General features: G+C 46.7%; 39 protein-coding genes. All 39 read left to right on the top strand.

The window, feature by feature from the left end:
* Window positions 1-28: 28 nt before the first annotated feature.
* The 39 genes from KNO95_RS13745 (at window position 29) to KNO95_RS13935 (ending at window position 21,805) form a co-directional block, all read left to right on the top strand.
* The gene (locus tag KNO95_RS13745) at window positions 29-538 is read left to right on the top strand and encodes a hypothetical protein (RefSeq protein ID WP_214704374.1); all 510 of its coding nucleotides are present in this window, start codon (window positions 29-31) and stop codon (window positions 536-538) included.
* Between the two features lie 377 nt (window positions 539-915).
* Window positions 916-1,224: a 30S ribosomal protein S10 gene (gene rpsJ / locus KNO95_RS13750; RefSeq protein WP_026824831.1), complete on the top strand. Its 309-nt coding sequence runs from the start codon at window positions 916-918 to the stop codon at window positions 1,222-1,224.
* A 61-nt stretch (window positions 1,225-1,285) separates the two neighbouring features.
* Complete coding sequence (rplC, locus tag KNO95_RS13755; RefSeq protein WP_026824832.1) at window positions 1,286-1,912, top strand: 50S ribosomal protein L3; 627 nt, start codon at window positions 1,286-1,288, stop codon at window positions 1,910-1,912.
* Between the two features lie 28 nt (window positions 1,913-1,940).
* Window positions 1,941-2,564 carry a 50S ribosomal protein L4 gene (rplD, locus tag KNO95_RS13760; RefSeq protein WP_214879396.1) on the top strand — a complete coding sequence of 208 codons (624 nt, stop codon included), beginning with the start codon at window positions 1,941-1,943 and terminating at the stop codon, window positions 2,562-2,564.
* Window positions 2,564-2,845, top strand: a complete 282-nt coding sequence (gene rplW, locus KNO95_RS13765; protein ID WP_026824834.1) for a 50S ribosomal protein L23 — start codon at window positions 2,564-2,566, stop codon at window positions 2,843-2,845. Before rplD ends, rplW begins: the two co-directional genes overlap by 1 nt.
* A 34-nt stretch (window positions 2,846-2,879) precedes the next feature.
* On the top strand, window positions 2,880-3,710 hold the full coding sequence (gene rplB, locus KNO95_RS13770; RefSeq protein ID WP_214879398.1) for a 50S ribosomal protein L2: 831 nt from the start codon (window positions 2,880-2,882) through the stop codon (window positions 3,708-3,710).
* Window positions 3,711-3,776: 66 nt separating this feature from the next.
* Window positions 3,777-4,052, top strand: coding sequence for a 30S ribosomal protein S19 (rpsS, locus tag KNO95_RS13775; RefSeq protein WP_026824836.1), 276 nt, complete (start codon window positions 3,777-3,779; stop codon window positions 4,050-4,052).
* 20 nt (window positions 4,053-4,072) lie between these two features.
* Window positions 4,073-4,405 (top strand): 50S ribosomal protein L22, encoded by a 333-nt coding sequence (rplV, locus tag KNO95_RS13780; RefSeq protein ID WP_024372186.1) that lies wholly within the window; start codon window positions 4,073-4,075, stop codon window positions 4,403-4,405.
* A gap of 13 nt (window positions 4,406-4,418) precedes the next feature.
* Window positions 4,419-5,078, top strand: coding sequence for a 30S ribosomal protein S3 (gene rpsC / locus KNO95_RS13785; RefSeq protein WP_026824837.1), 660 nt, complete (start codon window positions 4,419-4,421; stop codon window positions 5,076-5,078).
* Window positions 5,079-5,110: 32 nt separating this feature from the next.
* Entirely contained in the window at window positions 5,111-5,548 is a 438-nt protein-coding gene (gene rplP / locus KNO95_RS13790; RefSeq protein WP_012727670.1) for a 50S ribosomal protein L16, read from the top strand.
* On the top strand, window positions 5,535-5,738 hold the full coding sequence (gene rpmC / locus KNO95_RS13795) for a 50S ribosomal protein L29 (protein ID WP_026824838.1): 204 nt from the start codon (window positions 5,535-5,537) through the stop codon (window positions 5,736-5,738). The genes rplP and rpmC overlap by 14 nt, the downstream gene beginning before the upstream one ends.
* 32 nt (window positions 5,739-5,770) lie before the next feature.
* Entirely contained in the window at window positions 5,771-6,031 is a 261-nt protein-coding gene (gene rpsQ, locus KNO95_RS13800; protein ID WP_012727668.1) for a 30S ribosomal protein S17, read from the top strand.
* Between the two features lie 44 nt (window positions 6,032-6,075).
* Window positions 6,076-6,444, top strand: coding sequence for a 50S ribosomal protein L14 (gene rplN, locus KNO95_RS13805; RefSeq protein WP_026824839.1), 369 nt, complete (start codon window positions 6,076-6,078; stop codon window positions 6,442-6,444).
* A 36-nt stretch (window positions 6,445-6,480) separates the two neighbouring features.
* Window positions 6,481-6,789, top strand: a complete 309-nt coding sequence (rplX, locus tag KNO95_RS13810) for a 50S ribosomal protein L24 (protein ID WP_026824840.1) — start codon at window positions 6,481-6,483, stop codon at window positions 6,787-6,789.
* A gap of 32 nt (window positions 6,790-6,821) precedes the next feature.
* Complete coding sequence (rplE, locus tag KNO95_RS13815) at window positions 6,822-7,361, top strand: 50S ribosomal protein L5 (protein ID WP_026824841.1); 540 nt, start codon at window positions 6,822-6,824, stop codon at window positions 7,359-7,361.
* A 20-nt stretch (window positions 7,362-7,381) separates the two neighbouring features.
* Window positions 7,382-7,651: a 30S ribosomal protein S14 gene (gene rpsN / locus KNO95_RS13820; RefSeq protein WP_012727664.1), complete on the top strand. Its 270-nt coding sequence runs from the start codon at window positions 7,382-7,384 to the stop codon at window positions 7,649-7,651.
* Between the two features lie 31 nt (window positions 7,652-7,682).
* Window positions 7,683-8,081, top strand: a complete 399-nt coding sequence (gene rpsH, locus KNO95_RS13825; RefSeq protein ID WP_026824842.1) for a 30S ribosomal protein S8 — start codon at window positions 7,683-7,685, stop codon at window positions 8,079-8,081.
* A 33-nt stretch (window positions 8,082-8,114) separates the two neighbouring features.
* A complete protein-coding gene (gene rplF / locus KNO95_RS13830) occupies window positions 8,115-8,654 on the top strand; it encodes a 50S ribosomal protein L6 (protein WP_026824843.1) in 540 nt (179 codons plus the stop codon).
* Between the two features lie 34 nt (window positions 8,655-8,688).
* Window positions 8,689-9,051 (top strand): 50S ribosomal protein L18, encoded by a 363-nt coding sequence (rplR, locus tag KNO95_RS13835; protein WP_012727661.1) that lies wholly within the window; start codon window positions 8,689-8,691, stop codon window positions 9,049-9,051.
* A 20-nt stretch (window positions 9,052-9,071) separates the two neighbouring features.
* Complete coding sequence (rpsE, locus tag KNO95_RS13840; protein ID WP_012727660.1) at window positions 9,072-9,572, top strand: 30S ribosomal protein S5; 501 nt, start codon at window positions 9,072-9,074, stop codon at window positions 9,570-9,572.
* 15 nt (window positions 9,573-9,587) lie between these two features.
* Window positions 9,588-9,773: a 50S ribosomal protein L30 gene (rpmD, locus tag KNO95_RS13845; protein ID WP_012727659.1), complete on the top strand. Its 186-nt coding sequence runs from the start codon at window positions 9,588-9,590 to the stop codon at window positions 9,771-9,773.
* Window positions 9,774-9,804: 31 nt separating this feature from the next.
* The gene (gene rplO / locus KNO95_RS13850) at window positions 9,805-10,245 is read left to right on the top strand and encodes a 50S ribosomal protein L15 (protein ID WP_012727658.1); all 441 of its coding nucleotides are present in this window, start codon (window positions 9,805-9,807) and stop codon (window positions 10,243-10,245) included.
* On the top strand, window positions 10,245-11,534 hold the full coding sequence (gene secY / locus KNO95_RS13855) for a preprotein translocase subunit SecY (RefSeq protein WP_026824844.1): 1,290 nt from the start codon (window positions 10,245-10,247) through the stop codon (window positions 11,532-11,534). Before rplO ends, secY begins: the two co-directional genes overlap by 1 nt.
* A gap of 79 nt (window positions 11,535-11,613) precedes the next feature.
* The gene (locus tag KNO95_RS13860; protein ID WP_026824845.1) at window positions 11,614-12,264 is read left to right on the top strand and encodes an adenylate kinase; all 651 of its coding nucleotides are present in this window, start codon (window positions 11,614-11,616) and stop codon (window positions 12,262-12,264) included.
* A complete protein-coding gene (gene map / locus KNO95_RS13865; RefSeq protein WP_214879400.1) occupies window positions 12,261-13,019 on the top strand; it encodes a type I methionyl aminopeptidase in 759 nt (252 codons plus the stop codon). Before KNO95_RS13860 ends, map begins: the two co-directional genes overlap by 4 nt.
* 105 nt (window positions 13,020-13,124) lie before the next feature.
* The gene (infA, locus tag KNO95_RS13870; RefSeq protein WP_021066622.1) at window positions 13,125-13,343 is read left to right on the top strand and encodes a translation initiation factor IF-1; all 219 of its coding nucleotides are present in this window, start codon (window positions 13,125-13,127) and stop codon (window positions 13,341-13,343) included.
* A 30-nt stretch (window positions 13,344-13,373) separates the two neighbouring features.
* Window positions 13,374-13,487, top strand: coding sequence for a 50S ribosomal protein L36 (gene rpmJ / locus KNO95_RS13875; protein WP_003156543.1), 114 nt, complete (start codon window positions 13,374-13,376; stop codon window positions 13,485-13,487).
* 19 nt (window positions 13,488-13,506) lie between these two features.
* Window positions 13,507-13,872, top strand: a complete 366-nt coding sequence (rpsM, locus tag KNO95_RS13880; protein ID WP_012727653.1) for a 30S ribosomal protein S13 — start codon at window positions 13,507-13,509, stop codon at window positions 13,870-13,872.
* A 16-nt stretch (window positions 13,873-13,888) separates the two neighbouring features.
* Window positions 13,889-14,284 (top strand): 30S ribosomal protein S11, encoded by a 396-nt coding sequence (gene rpsK, locus KNO95_RS13885; protein ID WP_021066624.1) that lies wholly within the window; start codon window positions 13,889-13,891, stop codon window positions 14,282-14,284.
* 92 nt (window positions 14,285-14,376) lie between these two features.
* Complete coding sequence (locus tag KNO95_RS13890) at window positions 14,377-15,321, top strand: DNA-directed RNA polymerase subunit alpha (protein ID WP_026824847.1); 945 nt, start codon at window positions 14,377-14,379, stop codon at window positions 15,319-15,321.
* Between the two features lie 24 nt (window positions 15,322-15,345).
* Complete coding sequence (rplQ, locus tag KNO95_RS13895; protein WP_012727650.1) at window positions 15,346-15,699, top strand: 50S ribosomal protein L17; 354 nt, start codon at window positions 15,346-15,348, stop codon at window positions 15,697-15,699.
* A gap of 69 nt (window positions 15,700-15,768) precedes the next feature.
* Window positions 15,769-16,605 (top strand): energy-coupling factor transporter ATPase, encoded by an 837-nt coding sequence (locus tag KNO95_RS13900; protein WP_214704372.1) that lies wholly within the window; start codon window positions 15,769-15,771, stop codon window positions 16,603-16,605.
* Window positions 16,581-17,459 (top strand): energy-coupling factor transporter ATPase, encoded by an 879-nt coding sequence (locus KNO95_RS13905; RefSeq protein WP_214879402.1) that lies wholly within the window; start codon window positions 16,581-16,583, stop codon window positions 17,457-17,459. The genes KNO95_RS13900 and KNO95_RS13905 overlap by 25 nt, the downstream gene beginning before the upstream one ends.
* Window positions 17,456-18,247 (top strand): energy-coupling factor transporter transmembrane component T family protein, encoded by a 792-nt coding sequence (locus KNO95_RS13910; RefSeq protein ID WP_026824850.1) that lies wholly within the window; start codon window positions 17,456-17,458, stop codon window positions 18,245-18,247. Before KNO95_RS13905 ends, KNO95_RS13910 begins: the two co-directional genes overlap by 4 nt.
* A complete protein-coding gene (gene truA, locus KNO95_RS13915; RefSeq protein ID WP_214879404.1) occupies window positions 18,244-18,984 on the top strand; it encodes a tRNA pseudouridine(38-40) synthase TruA in 741 nt (246 codons plus the stop codon). The genes KNO95_RS13910 and truA overlap by 4 nt, the downstream gene beginning before the upstream one ends.
* A gap of 143 nt (window positions 18,985-19,127) precedes the next feature.
* Complete coding sequence (gene rplM, locus KNO95_RS13920; protein ID WP_026824852.1) at window positions 19,128-19,565, top strand: 50S ribosomal protein L13; 438 nt, start codon at window positions 19,128-19,130, stop codon at window positions 19,563-19,565.
* A gap of 25 nt (window positions 19,566-19,590) precedes the next feature.
* Window positions 19,591-19,983 (top strand): 30S ribosomal protein S9, encoded by a 393-nt coding sequence (rpsI, locus tag KNO95_RS13925; RefSeq protein WP_012727644.1) that lies wholly within the window; start codon window positions 19,591-19,593, stop codon window positions 19,981-19,983.
* Between the two features lie 134 nt (window positions 19,984-20,117).
* A complete protein-coding gene (locus KNO95_RS13930) occupies window positions 20,118-21,149 on the top strand; it encodes a P-loop NTPase (RefSeq protein WP_026824853.1) in 1,032 nt (343 codons plus the stop codon).
* A gap of 35 nt (window positions 21,150-21,184) precedes the next feature.
* A complete protein-coding gene (locus KNO95_RS13935; protein ID WP_235181820.1) occupies window positions 21,185-21,805 on the top strand; it encodes a KinB-signaling pathway activation protein in 621 nt (206 codons plus the stop codon).
* Window positions 21,806-22,194: the final 389 nt, after the last annotated feature.

The raw sequence follows: 22,194 nt of genomic DNA on the forward strand, positions 1-22,194 counted from the left end.
ATGAGGCATACGAGAAAGGAGTGACGTCATGCTGAAGCAATTGGAGACAATTTGTCGCTTGAATGGGATTGAGTATCGCATCGGTGGCTCACAACTGTTAAAGCACCATGGCATCGTCGAGGTAACGAATGACATCGATGTCTTTGTTGAACCGGATCAGTTTGAAAAGATCGATTGCATACTAAGTCGCGCCGGGGAGAAGAAAACCTCTGACCCGCACGAGGCATACGTAACCACCTACTTTGGAGAGTACGTATTCGAGAGAACGGATGTGGACGTCATGTCTAGTTTCCGGATGAAGTGCACAGACGGAATCTATACACATCCTTTCATTGAACCAGATGGGCAATGGATGCACTTAGAGGAGTGGGTCGTCCTTTACACGGTCATTGGGCGTGAGGATAAACTAGCGTCATTGGTCAGCTATTTCAAGACAAACTCTATTAATGAAGGAATTGTCAAAGACTGTTTGAAACGAGCCCCGCAATCGGTCATAGAAGAGGTGACAGAGCGGTTTGGCGGGTTAATGAAACGCTAGGTAGAGTTGACATGGGAGTTCGTTTGAAAAATAGTTCAATAAAAGAATGAATTTTTACTTGCAAAAGCTCGCGAATCTTGTTACATTAGGGAACGTTGAGCAACTCATCAGACAACCGGCGACTTCAAAAATCTAATCTTGCATTCCATGACCAGATTAGATATAATGATTAAGTGTTTGTGCGAGTGGTGAGAGACTTTACAGCAGAACATGGGTCCAATCGTTGATTTGCAATGATCGGATGCCTCTGCTGACACAAGCACGCTGCGTTGAAGCGGGAGGTTATGACACGCCAGGCAGCATTGCCATGGCCGGTGTGGAAATTTCCGCGGAGAATTGTCTATTTTTAAAGTAGGCGACAAAGGAGGGAAATAAACATGGCAAATGAAAAAATTCGTATTCGTTTAAAAGCATATGACCATCGCGTTCTCGATCAATCAGCTGAGAAAATCGTTGAAACTGCGAAGCGTTCAGGTGCAAAGGTATCGGGTCCAATCCCGCTCCCAACTGAAAAATCGATTTACACGATCCTTCGTGCGGTCCACAAGTACAAAGATGCTCGTGAGCAGTTCGAAATGCGTACACACAAACGCTTGATCGACATCGTAAACCCAACACCGAAAACAGTCGATTCGCTTATGCGTCTCGAGTTACCATCAGGTGTAGACATCGAAATCAAACTTTAATTCTTCATATAGTAGATACTAGCCAGAAGAGACAATTAATTATTAACAGGAGGTGTATCTCATGGCTAAAGGAATCTTAGGAACAAAACTTGGTATGACTCAAATCTTCAACGAAGCAGGCGAAGTTGTACCGGTAACAGTAGTTGCTGTCGAAGGTAACGTCGTTCTTCAACTTAAAACAGTTGATACAGACGGTTACGAAGCAGTTCAACTTGGTTTCGGAGACATCAAAGAATCACGTCAAAACAAACCATCAAAAGGTCACGCTGCGAAAGCAAACGCGACACCTAAGCGCTTCATCAAAGAAGTTCGTACTTCAGTAGAAGGATACGAAATCGGTCAAGAGATTAAGGCAGACATTTTCGCTGCAGGTGAATTAGTAGACGTTACAGGTACATCGAAAGGTAAAGGATTCCAAGGTGCGATCAAGCGTCACGGACAATCACGTGGACCAATGGCTCACGGTTCGCGCTACCACCGTCGTCCTGGTTCGATGGGTCCTGTCGCTCCTAACCGCGTATTCAAAGGGAAACTTCTTCCTGGTCAAATGGGTGGAGAGCGTAAAACAATTCAAAACCTTGAAATCGTTAAAGTTGATGTGGAACGCGGCCTTCTCCTCGTGAAAGGTGCTATTCCAGGCGCTCGCAAATCGAACGTCATCATCAAAACAGCGGTCAAAGGTAACTAATTAACTGCACGGAAAGGAGGAATTACGAATGCCTAAAGTAGCTTTGCTTAACCAAACAGGTTCACAAGTTGGCGAAATCGAATTGGCAGAAGCCATCTTCGGAATCGAGCCAAACGAATCAGTACTTTACGACGCAATCGTCATGCAACAAGCATCACGCCGTCAAGGTACTCACGATACGAAAGGTCGCTCGGAAGTACGCGGTGGCGGCCGTAAACCATGGAAACAAAAGGGAACTGGTCGTGCGCGCCAAGGTTCTATCCGCTCACCACAATGGGTTGGTGGTGGTACAGTCTTCGGTCCAACACCACGTTCATACTCTTACAAACTTCCTAAGAAAGTTCGTCGTTTAGCACTTCTCTCGGCACTTTCGTCGAAAGTACAAAACAACGAATTCATCGTCCTCGAAGGCCTTGCTTTCGATGCACCAAAAACAAAAGATATGGCTGCTGTACTCAACGGCCTATCAGTAGAACGTAAGGCTCTTGTAGTCACAGCGGACTACAATGAGACTATCGCTCTCGCAGCTCGTAACATCCCAGGAGTGACTGTGATCGACGCAGCAGGCGTAAACGTTCTTGACCTCGTTGCTAACGACAAAGTCATCTTCACTAAAGATGCGGTTGCGAAGGTAGAGGAGGTGCTTGCATAATGGCACAAGCATACGATATCATCAAACGTCCGATCATTACTGAACGTTCAGTTAGCCTCATGGAAGCTAACAAATACGTTTTCGAAATCGACGTAAAAGCGACTAAATCGCAAGTAAAACACGCTATCGAAACAATCTTCAACGTGAAAGTTGCTTCGGTAAACACAATGAACTACAAACCGAAAGCGAAACGTGTCGGTCGTCACGCTGGTTACACAGCTCGCCGTAAAAAAGCGATCGTAACTCTTGCTGAAGGCAACACAATCGACTTCCTCGGTTAATTAACTACCTTAGAAGAAAAGGAGGGAATCCTCGATGGCAATCAAAAAGTTTAAGCCGACCACTAACGGTCGTCGTAACATGACATCTCTTGATTTTGCAGAGATTACAACGAATCGCCCTGAAAAATCGTTAACTGAAAAGCTTTCGAAAAAAGGCGGACGTAACAACCAAGGTCGCTTGACTGTTCGTCACCAAGGTGGCGGTCACAAGCGTAAATACCGTATCATCGATTTCAAACGTAACAAAGATGGCGTTGCAGGACGTGTGTCAACGATCGAATACGATCCAAACCGTTCAGCTAACATCGCACTCATCAACTATGTAGATGGTGAGAAACGTTACATCCTCGCTCCTAAGGGCATCAAAGTGGGCATGGAAATCATGTCTGGTCCTGAGGCGGATATCAAAGTGGGGAACGCTCTTCCACTTGTAAACATCCCTGTCGGTACAACAATCCACAACATCGAGCTTAAGCCTGGCAAAGGCGGTCAGCTAGTTCGTGCGGCTGGTGCATCGGCACAAATCCAAGGACGTGACGGCAAGTACGTCATCGTTCGTCTTCAATCTGGTGAATCACGCTTGTTCCTCGGCACTTGCCGCGCGACAATCGGTTCAGTTGGTAACGAAGAACACGAACTCGTAAACATCGGTAAAGCAGGACGTTCACGTTGGTTAGGCAAACGCCCAACAGTACGTGGTTCTGTAATGAACCCGGTTGATCACCCACACGGTGGTGGTGAAGGTCGTGCGCCAATCGGTCGTTCGGGCCCACTTACTCCTTGGGGTAAACCAGCTCTTGGTCTTAAGACTCGTAAGAAAAACAAATCGAGCGACATGTACATCCTTCGTCGCCGTAAGAAATAATTACTACATGATTCTCGGGCGGTTCGAAAGGGCCGTTCCCGAATCATTCCAAAGGGAGGTTCTAACATGGGTCGCAGCTTGAAAAAAGGTCCATTCGCAGATCACCACTTGCTCGCTAAAGTTGATAAAATCAACGAATCTGGTGAGAAGCAAGTCATCAAAACTTGGTCACGTCGCTCGACGATCTTCCCAGAATTCATGGGTCACACGTTCGGTGTACACGATGGTCGTAAACACGTACCAGTATTCGTGACAGAAGACATGGTTGGTCACAAACTTGGTGAATTCGCTCCAACACGCACGTACAAAGGTCACGGATCAGACAAGAAAACGAAACGGTAATTTGAGGGGAGGTCAAATCCATGCAAGCTAAAGCATCAGCTAATATGGTCCGTCTTGCTCCTCGCAAAGCACGTCTCGTTGTAGACTTAATTCGCGGGAAACAAGTCGGCGAAGCGCTCTCTGTCCTTGCTCACACAAACAAGGCAGCATCGCCAGTCGTTGAGAAAGTATTAAAATCAGCGATTGCTAACGCAGAGCACAACTACGATATGAACATTGAGAACCTTGTTGTAACAGAAGCTTTTGTCAACGAAGGTCCAACACTCAAACGCTTCCGCCCACGTGCGATGGGTCGCGCAAGCCGCATTAACAAACGCACAAGCCACATCCACATCGTGGTAACTGAGAAATAAGGAGGGATATGTAGTGGGTCAAAAGGTAAATCCGCACGGTCTTCGCGTTGGTGTTATCAAAGACTGGGATTCGCGTTGGTACGCTGAGAAAGACTACGCTGATCTCCTTCATGAAGACTTCGTTATTCGTGAATACATCGAAAACAAAATGAAGGATGCTAGTGTTTCTAAAGTTGAAATCGAACGCGCTGCAAACCGCGTGAACATTTCGCTTCACACTGCGAAGCCAGGTATGGTAATCGGTAAAGGTGGTTCTGAAATCGAATCACTCCGTAAACACATCACAAAACTCGCTGACGGAAAACGCGTTCACATCAACGTTGTTGAAGTGAAAAATGCTGACGCTGTAGCGAAGCTTGTAGCAGAAAACATTGCTCGTCAATTGGAAGGTCGTGTATCATTCCGTCGTGCAATGAAACAATCAATTCAACGTTCGATGCGCACAGGCATCAAAGGGATCAAAACAGAAGTTTCTGGTCGTCTTGGTGGCGCTGATATCGCTCGTTCAGAGAAATACTCGGAAGGAACAGTTCCACTTCACACACTCCGTGCCGACATCGACTACGGAACAGCTGAAGCTGACACAACTTACGGTAAAATCGGCGTAAAAGTTTGGTTATACCACGGTGAAGTTCTTCCAACAAAAAACAATACAGCGAAAAACGCTGAATAATAAACACTCTTTCAGGAAGGAGGCAACACACTATGTTGTTACCTAAACGCGTGAAATATCGTCGTGTACACCGTGGTAAAATGCGCGGGAACGCTAAACGCGGCACAACTGTACACTTCGGTGAGTTCGGTCTCCAAGCTCTCGAAGCGAGCTGGATTACAAACCGTCAAATCGAATCAGCACGTATTGCAATGACACGTTATATGAAACGTGGTGGTAAAGTGTGGATCAAGATTTTCCCACACAAACCTTACACTAAAAAGCCTCTCGAAGTCCGAATGGGTTCGGGTAAAGGTGCTCCAGAAGGCTGGGTAGCTGTAGTTAAGCCTGGCAAAGTAATGTTCGAAATCGCAGGTGTATCTGAGGAAGTGGCACGTGAGGCACTTCGTCTTGCATCGCACAAACTTCCAGTGAAATGTAAGTTCGTGAAACGTGAAGAAAATGGTGGTGATACGAATGAAAGCAACTGATCTCCGTCAATCAACAACTGAAGAGCTCAACGGTAAAGTGGGCGAGTGGAAAGAAGAACTCTTTAACCTGCGCTTCCAACTTGCTACAGGTCAGCTTGAGAATCCTGCTCGTATCCGTGAAGTACGCAAGTCGATTGCGCGTGCTAAAACGATTCTTCGTGAACGCGAACTCGGCATCAACAACGCCTAATTACATCGGATTCTTGAGAGGAGGTAACACTCATGGAACGCAACAACCGTAAAGTGTTCACTGGTCGCGTCGTGTCTGACAAAATGGACAAAACGATCGTCGTCGCAGTAGAAACAAAGGTTCGTCATAAACTTTATGGCAAACGTGTAAACTACACGAAAAAATATAAAGCACACGATGAGAACAACGTCGCTAAAGTGGGCGATATCGTTCGCATCGCGGAAACACGTCCTCTTTCTAAAGACAAACGTTTCCGTCTTGTAACAGTAGTAGAAGAATCAGTAATCATCTAATAACAGTTCGGATTTATTAAACATCCGGAGGGAGGTACACTCGCATGATTCAACAAGAATCTCGCTTGAAAGTAGCAGACAACTCTGGCGCGCGTGAACTGTTGACAATTAAGGTTCTCGGTGGTTCTGGTCGTAAGACTGCAAACATCGGTGACGTTATCGTCGCAACGGTAAAACAAGCAACACCAGGTGGCGTTGTTAAAAAAGGTGACGTTGTCAGAGCAGTTGTCGTTCGTACAAAACGCGGCGCTCGTCGTAAAGATGGTTCGTACATCCGTTTCGATGAGAACGCAGCAGTCATTATCAAAGATGACAAGAGCCCACGCGGCACACGGATCTTCGGGCCAGTTGCACGTGAACTTCGTGAAAAAGAATTCATGAAGATCGTTTCGTTGGCACCGGAAGTACTTTAATTTCCAATTTCAATCCTATAAGGAGGTGCGCAAACGATGCATGTTAAAAAAGGCGATACAGTCCAGGTAATGTCTGGTAAAGATAAAGGCAAGCAAGGGGTTATCCTCAAAGCTATGCCAAGCAAGAACCGCGTATTGGTTGAAGGTGTAAACGTGATGAAAAAACACGCGAAACCATCACAAGCGAATCCACAAGGCGGGATCCTTGAGATCGAAGCACCAATTCACGTCTCGAACGTAATGCCACTCGACCCTAAAACTGGCAAACCAACTCGTGTTGGTTTCAAAGTAGTCGATGGTAAAAAAGTTCGTGTCGCGAAATCGGGCGAAGTACTCGATAAATAAGAAGAACGTGACGAAAGGAGGTCCATTCGACTATGAACCGTTTGCAAGAGAAGTATAAAAGCGACATCGTGAAAGCGATGATGGATAAATTCAACTATGACTCAGTCATGCAAGTACCGAAAATCGAAAAGATCGTCATCAACATGGGTGTAGGTGATGCTGTTTCGAACTCGAAAGCACTTGACATGGCAGTGGAAGAATTATCAATTCTTTCTGGTCAAAAACCACTCGTAACGAAAGCGAAGAAATCAATCGCTGGTTTCAAGCTTCGTGAAGGTATGCCAATCGGTGCGAAGGTTACACTTCGTGGCGAGCGTATGTACGATTTCCTCGACAAATTGGTAACTGTTTCACTTCCACGTGTACGTGACTTCCGCGGTGTATCGAAGAAAGCATTCGACGGACGCGGTAACTACACGCTTGGCGTGAAAGAGCAACTTATTTTCCCTGAGATCGATTACGATAAAGTATCTAAAGTACGCGGTATGGACATCGTTGTTGTTACAACAGCAAACACAGACGAAGAAGCACGTGAATTACTCACACTTCTCGGTATGCCATTCCAAAAATAATCTAAAGGGAGGTCGACAACATGGCTAAAAAGTCAATGGTGAATCGCGAACTTAAACGCGAGAAACTCGTTGCCCAGTACGCTGAAAAGCGTGCGAAGTTGAAAGCTGAAGGCGATTATATCGGACTCAGCAAATTGCCACGTAACTCGTCACCTGTACGCTTGCACAACCGTTGCAGCATCACAGGTCGTCCGCATGGTTACATGGGTAAATTCGGGATCAGCCGTATCAAGTTCCGTGATCTTGCATACAAAGGTCAAATCCCTGGTGTTAAAAAAGCAAGCTGGTAATCCACTAACAGTGTGAAAGGAGGTACATCGCATGGTAATGACAGACCCTATTGCAGATATGCTTACACGTATCCGTAACGCTAACATGGTTCGCCATGAAAAAATGGAGCTCCCAGCTTCGAACATTAAACGTGAGATCGCTGAAATCCTTAAGCGTGAAGGTTTCATTCGCGATGTTGAATATATCGAGGACGCTAAACAAGGTACACTTCGTCTTTTCCTTAAATATGGAGCAAGCAACGAACGTGTAATCACTGGTCTCAAACGTATTTCGAAACCAGGTCTTCGTGTATACGCAAAAGCTGATGAAGTACCAAAAGTACTCGGAGGACTCGGAATCGCAGTTCTTTCGACATCTAAAGGTCTTATGACTGATAAAGAAGCTCGCCAACAACAAGTCGGCGGCGAAGTGCTCGCCTACATCTGGTAAGTCACTTTTCTAACAAGAACGGAGGTGTAATCAATGTCACGTATTGGTAAAAAACCAGTTACGATTCCTGCTGGCGTTACTGTAACAGTTGCTAATGACAACACGGTCACAGTAAAAGGTGCTAAAGGTGAACTTTCGCTTTCAGCTAACCCGGCATTGGAAATCAAAATTGAAGAGAACGAATTGACGGTTGTTCGTCCAGACGAATCGAAAGAAAGCCGTACAATTCACGGTACGACACGTGCCCTTATTGCCAACATGGTACAAGGTGTGTCGAACGGATTCCAAAAAACACTTGAGATCTCGGGGGTTGGTTACCGTGCTACGAAGCAAGGTAACAAACTCGTCCTCAACCTCGGTTACTCGCACCCAATCGAGTACGTTGCTGAGGAAGGTATCGAAATCGAAGTTCCTTCAAACACGCAAATCATCGTAAAAGGGATTAACAAAGAGCGCGTCGGTCACGTTGCTGCTCAAATCCGCTCGTACCGTGCTCCAGAACCTTACAAAGGTAAAGGTGTTCGTTACTCTGATGAACGTATTCGCCGTAAAGAAGGTAAGACTGGTAAGTAATTCGTCACGAAATGAACGGAAAGGAGTGGCATAAATGATCACAAAAGCAGATAAAAATGCAGTTCGTAAAAAGCGTCATGCTCGCGTACGTCGTACGATCACGGGGACGGCAGCTCGTCCACGTTTGAACGTATTCCGTTCGAGCAAACACATTTACGTTCAACTTATCGATGACGCGGCACAAACAACGCTTGTGTCTGCATCTTCGAAAGATAAAGCTCTCGATCTTACAAATGGCGGTAACGTTGAAGCAGCGAAAGCTGTTGGTAAACTTGCTGCAGAACGTGCACTCGAGAAAGGTATCGACACAGTTGTGTTCGACCGTGGTGGATACCTCTATCATGGCCGCGTCAAAGCTGTTGCAGAAGCAGCTCGTGAAGCAGGTCTTAAATTCTAATAAAAAGGAGGGGACACTCGATGCGCCAGTTAGACGTTAACATGGAACAACTTGAAGAACGCGTTGTTACCGTAAACCGCGTCGCGAAAGTCGTAAAAGGTGGCCGCCGCTTCCGTTTTGCTGCTCTCGTAGTCGTAGGTGACAAAAATGGTCACGTCGGTTTCGGTACAGGTAAGGCACAAGAGGTGCCAGAAGCGATTCGCAAGGCTATTGAAGCCGCTAAGAAAAACATGGTACAAGTACCTATGGTTGGTACAACAATTCCACACGAAATCACAGGAGTATTCGGAGCAGGTCGTGTATTCATGAAACCAGCTTCTGAAGGTACTGGGGTTATCGCTGGTGGTCCAGTTCGTGCGGTGCTCGAACTTGCAGGTGTAGGTGACATCCTTTCGAAATCGTTAGGTTCAAACACACCGATCAACATCGTCCGTGCGACGGTTCAAGGCTTGACAGAGCTCAAAAAAGCAGAGGAAGTTGCTAAACTACGTGGTAAAAGCGTAGAAGAACTTCTTAACTAAGGGAGGGAACTAGACATGGCGAAACTCGCAATCACCCTCACACGCAGCACTATTGGTCGTCCGGAAGGTCAGCGTGTTACTGTACGTACACTCGGTCTTCGTAAAATGCATCAAACGGTCGTTGTCCCTGACAACGTCGCGATGCGCGGTATGATCAACAAAGTGTCGCACCTTGTGACTGTAAAAGAAATCAACGAATAATAAAGATTTTAATAAATAAGGAGGTGCCACTATGAAACTCCATGAATTGAAGCCAACTCCAGGTTCACGTCACGAACGTAACCGTGTCGGTCGCGGAATGGCGACTGGTAACGGTAAAACTTCTGGTCGTGGACACAAAGGTCAAAAAGCTCGTTCGGGCGGTGGCGTTCGTCCAGGATTTGAAGGTGGACAAAATCCACTTTACCGTCGTCTTCCAAAACGCGGTTTCAACAACCCAACTCGTAAAGAGTATGCGGTTGTTTCCCTAGACACGCTTAACCGTTTCGAAGCAGGTACTGAAGTTACTCCAGAACTCTTAATTGAGACTGGTGTTGTCAGCTCTGCTAAAGACGGAATCAAAGTTCTTGCCAACGGCAAGCTTGAAACTAAATTGACTGTAAAAGCCAACAAGTTCTCGGGTGCAGCGAAAGAAGCGATCGAAGCAGCTGGCGGTACAGTTGAGGTGATCTGATGTTTCAGACGATCTCCAATATGTGGCGCGTGAAAGATATTCGACAGCGTATTCTCTTCACACTCGCAATCATCATCATTTTCCGCATCGGGGCTCATATCCCGGTGCCGATGGTGAATACGGATGTGTTGCGTTTTGACTCAGGAGGTCTTCTTGACTTCTTGAACTTGTTTGGAGGAAATGCTTTACAGAACTTCTCCTTGTTCGCAATGGGGATCATGCCGTACATCACGGCATCGATCGTTGTGCAACTTTTACAAATGGACGTCGTTCCAAAGTTTGCCGAATGGGCCAAACAAGGAGAGGCGGGCCGTAAAAAGTTAGCGACGGTCACGCGCTATGGGACGATCATCTTAGGCTTTGTTCAAGCGACATCATTGTCGTTTGGATTTAACCGCCTGTACCCAGGTCTCGTCAATGAGACGTGGGGAACGGCAACTTACTTTGTGATCGCGATTGTACTCACTGCGGGTACAGCGTTCTTGATGTTCCTTGGTGAAATGACAACGGAGAAAGGTGTTGGGAATGGTATTTCCATCATCATCTTCGCGGGTATCGTCGCCGGGTTCCCAAGAATCTTTACGCAGGTTTATGAAACAAAACTCCAAAACGCTGGAGATGCATTGTTCATTAATATCGTTTACTTGGTTGTATTGGCCCTTGTGATTTTGGCCGTGACGGTTGGGATCATTTATGTTCAACAAGCGGCACGCAAAATCCCAATCCAATATGCAAAACGCACGGCAAACCGTACCCCAGTGGGCGGACAGTCGACGCACTTGCCAATCAAGCTAAACGCAGCAGGTGTTATCCCGGTAATCTTCGCGATTTCCTTCATGGTAACACCGCCAACTGTTGCAAGCTTCATTGCTTCTCCAGAGACAACGCAAAAATTACAAACGTACTTTGACACGACGGCGCCAATCGGAATGTCGATTTATGTTGCGTTAATCATTGCGTTCTCTTACTTCTATACATTTGTTCAGGTGAATCCAGAGCAGATGGCAGAAAACTTGCAGAAGCAAGGTGGTTATATTCCTGGGATTCGTCCTGGGGCGCAAACAGAACAGTACATCACGAAGTTGCTGTATCGATTGACTTTCTTCGGAGCGATTTTCTTATCGTTCGTGGCGATCATGCCGACAATCTTCATTAAGCTTGCCGGTCTTCCAACTTCCGTTCAAATCGGAGGAACGAGCTTATTGATCGTCATCGGGGTAGCCCTCGAAACGATGAAACAAATCGAGAGTCAACTTGTAAAACGACACTATAAAGGCTTTATCCGTTAAAGCGGAAGGAAGGGTCAACCCTTCCTTCCTGTCGTGTTTACGAGATCTTCGTGAAAATCAAAACTGGAGGCTAACCGAGATGAATCTAGTACTCATGGGCTTACCGGGTGCTGGGAAAGGGACTCAAGCTGCTAAAATTGTAGAAGAGTACCAAATCCCTCACATTTCGACAGGCGACATGTTTCGTGCGGCAATCAAAGGCGGAACGCCACTCGGTAAAGAAGCTAAGTCATTCATGGATAAAGGTGAACTCGTACCGGATGAGGTAACAATCGGAATCGTACGGGAACGTCTTAGTCAAGATGACACAGAAAAAGGTTTCTTACTCGATGGATTCCCGCGTACTGTTGCTCAAGCAGAGGCACTCGAAAGTTTGCTTAAAGATTTGGGGAAACAGATTGACCACGTCGTCAACATCGATGTGGATGCGGAAATTCTCGTTCCACGCTTGACAGGTCGTTGGATCTGCCCAACGTGTGGCGCGACATATCATGTGATCTTCAACCCACCAAAAGTGGAAGGCATCTGTGATGTGGATGGGTCGGCTCTTATGCAACGTGAAGACGATAAAGAGGAAACGGTTCGCCGTCGCCTTGAAGTCAACATCGAGCAATCGAAACCACTCATTGACTTTTACGCTGAAAAAGGGTATCTTCGTACATTGGATGGAGATCGTCCAATCGATGTCGTGTATGCCGATGTCAAAGCATTACTTGGTGATACTGAATGATCATCACGAAGACGCCTCGTGAAATTGCGATTATGCGTGAGGCTGGGCAAATTGTTGCTCGAACGCACCAGGTGCTCAAACAGCACATTAAACCAGGAATCACGACGCTTGAGCTCGACCGGATTGCGGAAGATTACATTCTCAGCCAAGGTGCGACACCATCGTTCAAAGGCTACAACGGTTTTACCGGTAGTGTTTGTGCTTCGGTGAACGAAGAGCTTGTTCATGGCATTCCAGGAAAACGGGTATTGAAAGATGGAGATATCATCTCAATCGATATCGGTGCCTACTACAATGGATATCATGGAGATTCCGCTTGGACTTATCCAGTGGGAACAATCTCAGAAGAGACACAGCGGCTACTTGACGTAACCGAAGAAAGTCTGTATAAAGGATTGGAGCACGCCAAGGCTGGAGGGCGATTGACAGATATTTCGCATGCGATTCAAGCATATGTTGAATCAAATGATTTCTCTGTCGTCCGCGAATACGTCGGTCATGGTGTTGGACAAGATTTGCATGAAGAGCCGCAAATTCCACACTATGGTCCACCGGGGAAAGGGCCGCGCCTGAAGACTGGGATGACGTTAGCCATTGAACCAATGGTGAACGCTGGTCAACGCTATGTTCGAACACTGACTGATAACTGGACAGTTGTCACAGTGGACGGTAGCATGTGCGCCCACTTTGAGCACACCATCGCCATCACAGACGATGGATACGAGATTTTAACGAAACTCGATTCCGGTGAATGAGGCTCTATTGTTCCATACTGATCCGTCAAGGATCCTTCTCTCACAGTAGATGGCAATAGATCGTCTGTGCTCCTAAAGATTTTCATATAGAAAGGGGAATAAATGATGGCGAAACAAGATGTCATTGAAGTGGAAGGCACTGTTGTCGAACCACTTCCGAACGCAATGTTTAAAGTGGAGTTAGAAAACGGCCACACGGTGCTCGCGCACGTCTCAGGGAAAATTCGGATGCACTACATTCGGATCCTTCCAGGTGACCGCGTAACTGTTGAGTTGTCTCCATACGACTTGACTCGCGGGCGGATTACGTACCGTTATAAGTAACTCCGATTTTTCCAGGAGGAGGGTATACTCATGAAAGTAAGACCGTCGGTAAAACCGATTTGCGAAAAATGTAAAGTCATTCGTCGTAAGGGTAAAGTAATGGTAATTTGCGAAAACCCGAAACACAAACAAAAACAAGGTTAATTTCAGAGGAGGTGCACACATGGCACGTATTGCTGGTGTAGATATTCCACGCGAAAAACGTATCGTTATTTCGCTCACATACATCTATGGTATTGGTAAAACAAAAGCACAAGAAATTTTGAAGGCAGCTAACGTTTCTGAAGAGACACGCACACGCGACCTTACTGAAGATGAACTCAACCGTATCCGTGAAGCAATTGACGGAATCAAAGTTGAAGGTGACCTTCGTCGTGAAGTTTCACTTAACATCAAACGTTTGATCGAGATCGGCGCATACCGCGGTATCCGTCATCGCCGTAGTCTCCCTGTTCGCGGTCAAAACACGAAGAACAACTCGCGTACTCGTAAAGGCCCACGCCGTACAGTAGCGAACAAGAAGAAGTAAAGGAGGGAATTGAACAATGGCGAAACGTAAGCAAAACGTACGTTCTAAACGTAAAGTTAAAAAACATGTTGAAGTCGGTGTGGTACACATCCGTTCTACATTCAACAACACAATCATCACAATCACTGACACGCAAGGTAACGCGATCTCATGGGCTACTTCTGGTAACCTTGGATTTAAAGGATCACGTAAATCGACTCCATTCGCAGCACAATTGGCTGCTGAAACTGCAGCGAAAGTTGCAATGGACAACGGTATGCGTACAGTAGAAGTTAACGTTAAAGGTCCTGGTGCTGGACGTGAAGCGGCTATCCGTGCACTCCAAGCTACTGGTCTTGAAGTTACTGCAATCCGTGACGTAACTCCAGTTCCGCACAACGGTTGCCGCCCTCCGAAACGTCGCCGCGTATAATCGCTTGAACGTGTGAAGGGTTTACCTAGCACGACAGCATATACTTTAGCAGTTCAAACTGCACGGCAGGATATACTCAAGGAGGGGTTCAGATGATCGAGATTGAAAAACCAAAGATCGAAACGGTCGAAATCAGCGAGGACGCTACGTTTGGTAAATTCGTAGTAGAACCGCTTGAACGTGGATATGGCACTACTCTCGGTAACTCACTACGTCGAATTCTATTGTCATCGCTCCCAGGTGCAGCGGTAACAGCGGTTCAAATCGATGGCGTGCTTCACGAGTTCTCTACGATTGACGGTGTCGTCGAAGACGTCACTCAAATCGTACTAAACCTCAAGAAGTTAGCACTAAAAGTGTACTCGGAAGAAGAGAAAACGCTTGAGATTAACGTTTCAAGTGCCGGTGCTGTCACTGCGGCAGACATTACCCATGATAGCGACGTTGAAATCTTGAATCCTGAGCTCTACATCGCGACTCTCGCTGACAATGCGACGCTTCGCATGCGTTTGACTGCTCGCCGTGGTCGTGGTTACGTCCAGGCAGAAGATAACAAACGTGATGATATGCCGATTGGTGTCATTCCAATCGATTCGATCTATACACCGATTCAACGCGTGAACTACGAAGTAGACAAAACACGTGTCGGTCAAGACGCTAGCTTCGATAAGCTTTTATTAGACGTGTGGACAGATGGTTCAATTCGTCCGGAAGAAGCTGTATCATTAGGGGCTAAAATTTTGACGGAACACTTGAACATCTTCGTTGGTTTGACAGATGAAGCTCTCAATGCAGAAATTATGGTCGAGAAAGAAGAAGACCAAAAAGAAAAAGTACTCGAAATGACGATTGAAGAACTCGATCTCTCAGTTCGTTCGTACAACTGCTTGAAGCGCGCTGGCATCAACACTGTTCAAGAACTCGCAAACAAATCAGAGGAAGAGATGATGAAAGTTCGTAACCTCGGACGTAAATCACTCGAAGAAGTTCAACACAAGTTGGACGAACTCGGTTTGGGCTTGCGTAAAGAAGACTAAGTTCAACCGAAGGAGGGAAATGTAATGGCTTATTCGAAACTTGGCCGTACAAGCTCGCAACGCAAGGCGCTTTTGCGTGATCTTGCAACTGACCTAATCATCAACGAGCGCATTCAAACAACTGAACAAAAAGCGAAAGAACTTCGCCCAGTCGTTGAAAAATTGATCACTCTTGGGAAACGTGGCGATCTTCATGCCCGTCGTCAAGTAGCTTCATTCGTTCGTAAAGAGAACGCTGGAGAAAAAGACGCTATCCAAAAATTGTTCGAAGACGTGGCACCACGCTACGCTGAACGTCAAGGTGGATACACGCGCATCATGAAAGTCGGCCCACGCCGCGGTGATGGTGCAGAAGTTGTAATCATCGAACTCGTCTAATTCATTAGGCAGTCGACAGGGCATGCGGTGACGTAGTGCCCTGTTTCCACATAAGAAAGGAGTCGACCTATGGAAGCACAAATTATGGTACGGGATGTCGTATTTCATTACCCTGGACAATCTGAGCCGGCACTTAACGGCCTATCGCTCGATGTGTACAAAGGGGAATGGCTTGCGATTGTCGGCCATAATGGTTCTGGCAAGTCGACACTGACGAAATTGTGGAACGGACTTCTCATTCCTGAACAGGGGGAAGTCCACGTCGAGACACTCGATCCGTCGAACGCCGCAGACGTGTGGGACGTTCGGACGCGGATTGGGGTCGTCTTTCAAAATCCCGACAATCAATTTGTTGGGGCGACCGTGCGCGATGATGTGGCATTTTCTCTCGAAAACATGGGACTTCCACGTCAAGAAATGGTTCGTCGAATTGATGACAGTCTAGCGCGCGTTGGATTATCGGAACTAGCGGACCGTGAACCGCATCAGTTATCCGGTGGACAAAAGCAGCGCGTTGCGATAGCTGCGGCTCTCGCAATGCGCCCGCGTGTCCTCGTGCTCGATGAAGCGACCTCGATGCTCGACCCAATCGGGCGACAAGAGGTATTACAAACGGTACGACAGCTCGTCTCGGAAGGGATGACGGTTGTCGCTATTACACACGAGCTCGACGAAGTGTTGTTTGCCGACCGTATCATTGCATTATCGAAAGGTAAGATTGCGATGACCGGTACACCTGAAGACGTGTTTCAACATCCAGATGCGCTTCGTGACATCCAATTAGATGTCCCGTTTATCGTTCGGATGCAACTCGAACTGAAGGAGCGTGGCATTCCACTCGATCGTTTGATGCTACAACATTCGGAGTTGGTGAACCATCTATGCCGATACGCATTGAAGAAGTAACATATCAATATCAAATCAATACTCCGTTTGAACGAACCGCGCTGCGCGATGTGAATGTAACCATTCCGTCGGGAGCGCTTGTTGCGTTTCTTGGGCATACAGGCTCAGGGAAATCGACGCTTGTTCAACATATGAACGGATTATTACGACCGACAGACGGGCGTGTGGTAGTCGATGACATCACCGTCACACCGATTCGTTCGCGTCGTGATAAAAAGCAGAATCTCTTGCCGCTTCGGCGTCGCGTTGGGCTCGTCTTTCAATATCCCGAACATCAATTGTTTGAAGAGACGGTCGAACGCGACGTCATGTTCGGTCCGCGCAATTTTGGCGCGACAGATGCCGAAGCGAAAGAACGTGCCCATGAAGCCCTTCGACTCGTTGGTTTGGATGAATCACTTTGGGAACGTTCCCCATTTGATCTCTCGGGCGGACAAATGCGCCGTGTTGCGATTGCAGGGGTCTTGGCGAGTCGTCCTGACGTCCTTATCGTCGATGAACCGACAGCAGGTCTCGATCCGATTGGAAGACGGGATATGCTTGCCTTATTCAAACGGTTACGAGAAGAATTGAATCTGACACTTATTCTCGTTTCGCACGATATGGATGATGTGCTCACCTATGCGGAACGCGTCGTGGTGATGGAGCGCGGCGAGGTGGCGTTTGACGGAGATCCGTTTGACCTGTTCCAAGACGAGACGCTCGTGCGACGTCTCCAGCTCGACATCCCGCACGTTTTACGATTCGCCCGCGATATGGCACCGGCTTTTGGAGAAACTGTAATTCCACTCGTACGCACTGAGAGCGAACTGGCGGATTGGGTCGCGGAACGGTTGAAAGGGGGAGCGACATGATTATCGGTCAATATATACCGGGACATTCGTGGCTCCACTCACTCGATGCACGTGCGAAGACGCTCTTCATTTTAGGGTTCATCCCGGTCGTCTTTTTAGCAGATAATTTATGGACGAACTTGTTTCTGCTGTCTTTCACGTTGTTTGTGGTCAAACTATCGCAGTTATCGTGGCGCTACTTATGGAACGGGCTACGCATGATTTTATTTTTAATCGTCTTCACATTGGTCTTGCAGTTGTTATTCAATCGTGACGGCACCCTCCTCTTCGAATTCGGACCAGTTGCAATTTATTCGGAAGGGGTTCGCATGGGCCTGATCGTCTCGCTCCGATTCTTCTATCTCGTCATGTTGACGACGCTCGTGACATTGACGACGACACCGATGGAATTAACCGACTCGATTGAAGCAGGTCTCCGGCCATTCGAACGGATTCGTGTGCCTGCCCATGAGATTGCATTAATGCTCTCCATCTCGCTCCGTTTCCTACCGACCCTTGCGGACGAGACGGACCGCATTATGAAAGCGCAACAAGCACGGGGCGTCGATTTGATGAGCGGTCCATGGAAGTCTCGATTGAAAGGAGTTATTCCGTTACTAATTCCATTATTCATCTCAGCGTTTAAGCGTGCTGAGGACCTCGCTACAGCTATGGAAGCGCGTGGCTACCGTGGGGGTGAAGGACGGACGAGATTGCGCGAGATGGAGTGGCATACGCGTGACACGATGGTGTTGTTTATCTTTGTCGTACTGACACTCATATTGTTTGGATTGAGAGGGATTGGATGAGACGAATTAAATTGACAGTTGCCTATGACGGGACCAACTATGCGGGATATCAAGTACAACCGAACGGCAATACGGTTCAGGCTGAGATTGAGACGGTGTTAGCACGCATGCATCGTCAACCGGTAAAAATCGTCGCTTCAGGTCGTACAGACGCCGGCGTCCATGCCTTAGGACAAGTGGTTCACTTTGATACGTCGCTACAGATGCCTGCGGAACGATTCGTCAAAGCGCTAAACGCGATGTTGCCGGATGATATCCATGTCAAACAGGCTGAAGAGGCTGATGCTCTGTTCCATGCTCGCTACGGGGCCAAGCGAAAAGAATATCGCTACTATATTCGTAAGACCGAGGACCCGTTTCGACGACACTATGCTGCGACTGTTACTTACACGCTAAACCTAGAGTCGATGCGTCAAGCAATGAAGCTGTTAGTAGGAACACATGACTTCACTTCGTTCTCAGTGACGAAGGCGGAGGTCGAGGATCGTGTTCGTACTATCTATGAAACGGAAGTGTTAGAAGTAGATGATGAGATCATATTTCGTTTCGTGGGTTCTGGCTTTTTGTACAATCAAGTGCGAATTATGGTAGGGACAGTCATCGAGATAGGGCGAGGCAAGTATGAGCCTGCCGACATCGCACAAATGTTGGAGGCGAGAGACCGCCGTATGGCGGGAATAACCGCGCCCCCGCATGGTTTATATTTGTGGAATGTGAATTATGAAAAAGTAGATTGACATTCCTTCTATAAAATCGTATTATATTCATTGGCATTTCATTTTCAAATTTAGAGATGAACCACAATCTTAGCCCCGTAAACTAGGATTATGATAAAGCATCAAAAAATTAAGTGAACAGACATTTCTAGGAGGTATTCCACATGCGCACAACATTCATGGCTAAAGCATCTGAAGTAGAACGCAAATGGCTCCTTATCGACGCAGAAGGCAAAACACTTGGTCGTTTGACTAGTGAAGTAGCTTCACTTCTTCGCGGTAAGCACAAGCCGACTTTCACACCACACGTTGATTGCGGAGACCACGTCATCATCATCAACGCTGAGAAAATCAAATTGACTGGTAACAAGTTGAATGACAAGATCTACTACCGTCATTCAGGTCATCCAGGCGGCTTGAAATCACAAACTGCAAAAGAGCTTCTCGCAAAACGTCCAGAGCGTATGCTTGAACTCGCGATCAAAGGGATGCTTCCAAAAGGATCACTCGGTCGTCAACAATTCAACAAACTCCACGTTTACGCTGGAACTGAACACAAGCATGAAGCACAAAAACCAGAAGTTTACGAACTTCGCGGTTAATCGAGACACAGGGAGGAACTAAACGATGGCAGATGTACGTTACTACGGAACAGGCCGCCGCAAACACTCGGTGGCTCGCGTTCACCTCGTTGCAGGTGACGGTAAAGTTGTTGTAAATGGCCGCGATATCTCAGAATACTTCGGTCATGAGACTTTGATCATGATGGCTAAATCACCACTCGTATTGACTGAAACAGAAGGAAAATACGATGTAATCGTTAACGTTAACGGTGGTGGATATACTGGACAAGCTGGAGCGATTCGCCACGGTGTATCACGTGCGCTTCTTCAAGCGGACCCAGAATTCCGTCCAAGCCTCAAAGAAAAAGGCTTCTTAACTCGTGACGCTCGTATGAAAGAACGTAAAAAATACGGTCTTAAAGCAGCACGTCGCGCACCACAATTCTCGAAGCGTTAATCTTCGCGGTGTGGTTCGAACTCTTCATCCTTTCGGGTGGAGAGTTTTTTGTTTGAAATAGTCGATTCCGAAGCCGTCAAGAAAACGCTTTTTTTGATATACTGATATCGAAACAGTTAGAAGGGGGAAGCGATATGCTTACAGTAGAGCAAGTACGCGAGGAATTGGCGGGGCTCGTTGATCCAACGATCAACCGAACGCTTGGAGATACAGCGGGGGTAAAAGACATCCGCATTAAAGAAGATTATGTCAGTGTGAAAGTGGCACTCGGACAAACAGGGAGCGGGGAACAGCTTCAATTACAACAAGAGATTGTCACATTGCTCAAGGGGAAAGGCTTTAAGACGGTTGGACTTCGCTTTGAAGCATTGAACGACGAAAGTTTGAAGGAAGCGACAAAGCCGGCGATTCTTCGTGAGAATTCAGGGACAACATTTATCGCCATCGCTTCAGGTAAGGGTGGGGTAGGGAAATCTACAGTGTCTGTCAACTTAGCGGTCGCGCTTGCACGAGCGGGCAAGAAGGTTGGATTGATCGATGCGGACATTTACGGATTTAGTGTTCCGGATATGCTTGGCATCGAAGAACGACCAGTTGTTCGCGGCGAAAAGATCATTCCAGTCGAGCGTTTCGGTGTGAAGGTCATTTCAATGGGCTTTTTCGTTGAAGACAATGCACCCGTTATCTGGCGTGGACCGATGCTCGGAAAAATGTTAAATAACTTCTTCAATGACGTCGAGTGGGGCGACCTAGACTATCTATTGCTCGACTTACCGCCAGGAACGGGGGATGTCGCACTTGATATCCATTCGATGCTCCCATCATGCCAGGAGTTGATTGTGACGACACCTCACGCGACAGCTGCTTTCGTTGCTGCTCGTGCTGGGGCAATGGCGATTAAAACGAACCATAAACTACTAGGTATCATTGAGAACATGGCTTATTTCGAAAGTAAACTGACAGGCGAAAAAGAATACGTATTCGGTTATGGTGGTGGAGAAAAACTATCAGAAGCACTGAAGAGTAAGTTGCTTGCTCAAATTCCGCTTGGCCAACCGTATGACAATGAAGAGGACTTCGCACCTTCTGTCTATCGGGATGGTCATCCATTTGAGCATACGTATGACGAGTTAGCGCAAGCAGTCATTAAACAAATAGAAGGGTGAATCGGTGAGAGATGAAAGTACAAGGATTTTTACGTTTGTTTTGGACAACGCTCGTTTTTGGGACGTTGTTCGGGTTCCTTATGAACTTGTTAGCGAACCCGGGTTATTTAGTCAGTCAGTCTTGGGAGGCAATTGTCACTGCGCTTAGTTACTCGAGCACATGGACCGGGATCAGTATGATGGGCTTCTTCGCCTATTTGATCATCCATCGGGTCGGTCTTGATTTATTCCGAGGGCCACGTCTATGGAATCGCGTCCAGGTGTTGTTAATCGCCTTTGCGATCTTTGATGCCGTCTATTTACGGATGCTCGCATTTGGAAATGATCACATGTGGCGTTATATCGGCGAGATGCTTGTGTTATTAATTGTCGCTTGGGTAGTTGCTGCGAGTAAAGCGAAACAAACGAATATGAGTGCTTTCATCCCGACACTTTTCTTAATGACCGTCATTACTTTGATTGAATGGATTCCGGCCCTTCAAACAACGGATGAAATTCCACTACTCTGGCCGGCCCTTGCAACATTAGTGTTCGCGAATGCCTATCAAGTATTGATGCTTCATCGCTTTCAACAGACGGGGCAAGTCACTGAACCGGCTTCGTCTGAAGTGGCGAAGAAAAAAACGAAAAAACAGATGCCGTCTAAGTCATCATAAAATTTAATCGGTCGTGGATCGTTCTTTGTCATTTGGAGCGATTCAGCGACCGATTTTGTGTTTTGATTAAGTGGATGCAAAAAAAATAAAGTTTTTTTAGAAAAATTGTTGACGATTTTTTAGGATACTGATATATTAATAAACGTCGCTGATGTTGTTCACGCAGAAAAACATCAGGGAGTAAAAAAAAAATAAAAAGTGGTTGACTTTCATAAGTCAAATCGCTATTATTAAAAAGTCGCTAACACGACAACAATTTGGTCTTTGAAAACTGAACGATGAGGCAAAAAAAGTTTTACAATTTTTGAATGAAGCGCAAGCTTCGTCAATTTAAGAGCTATATCAAATTCTTTGGAGAGTTTGATCCTGGCTCAGGACGAACGCTGGCG

The sequence above is a fragment of the Exiguobacterium sp. ERU653 genome, assembly GCF_018617775.1.
GTDB classification, from domain to species: domain Bacteria; phylum Bacillota; class Bacilli; order Exiguobacteriales; family Exiguobacteriaceae; genus Exiguobacterium; species Exiguobacterium marinum.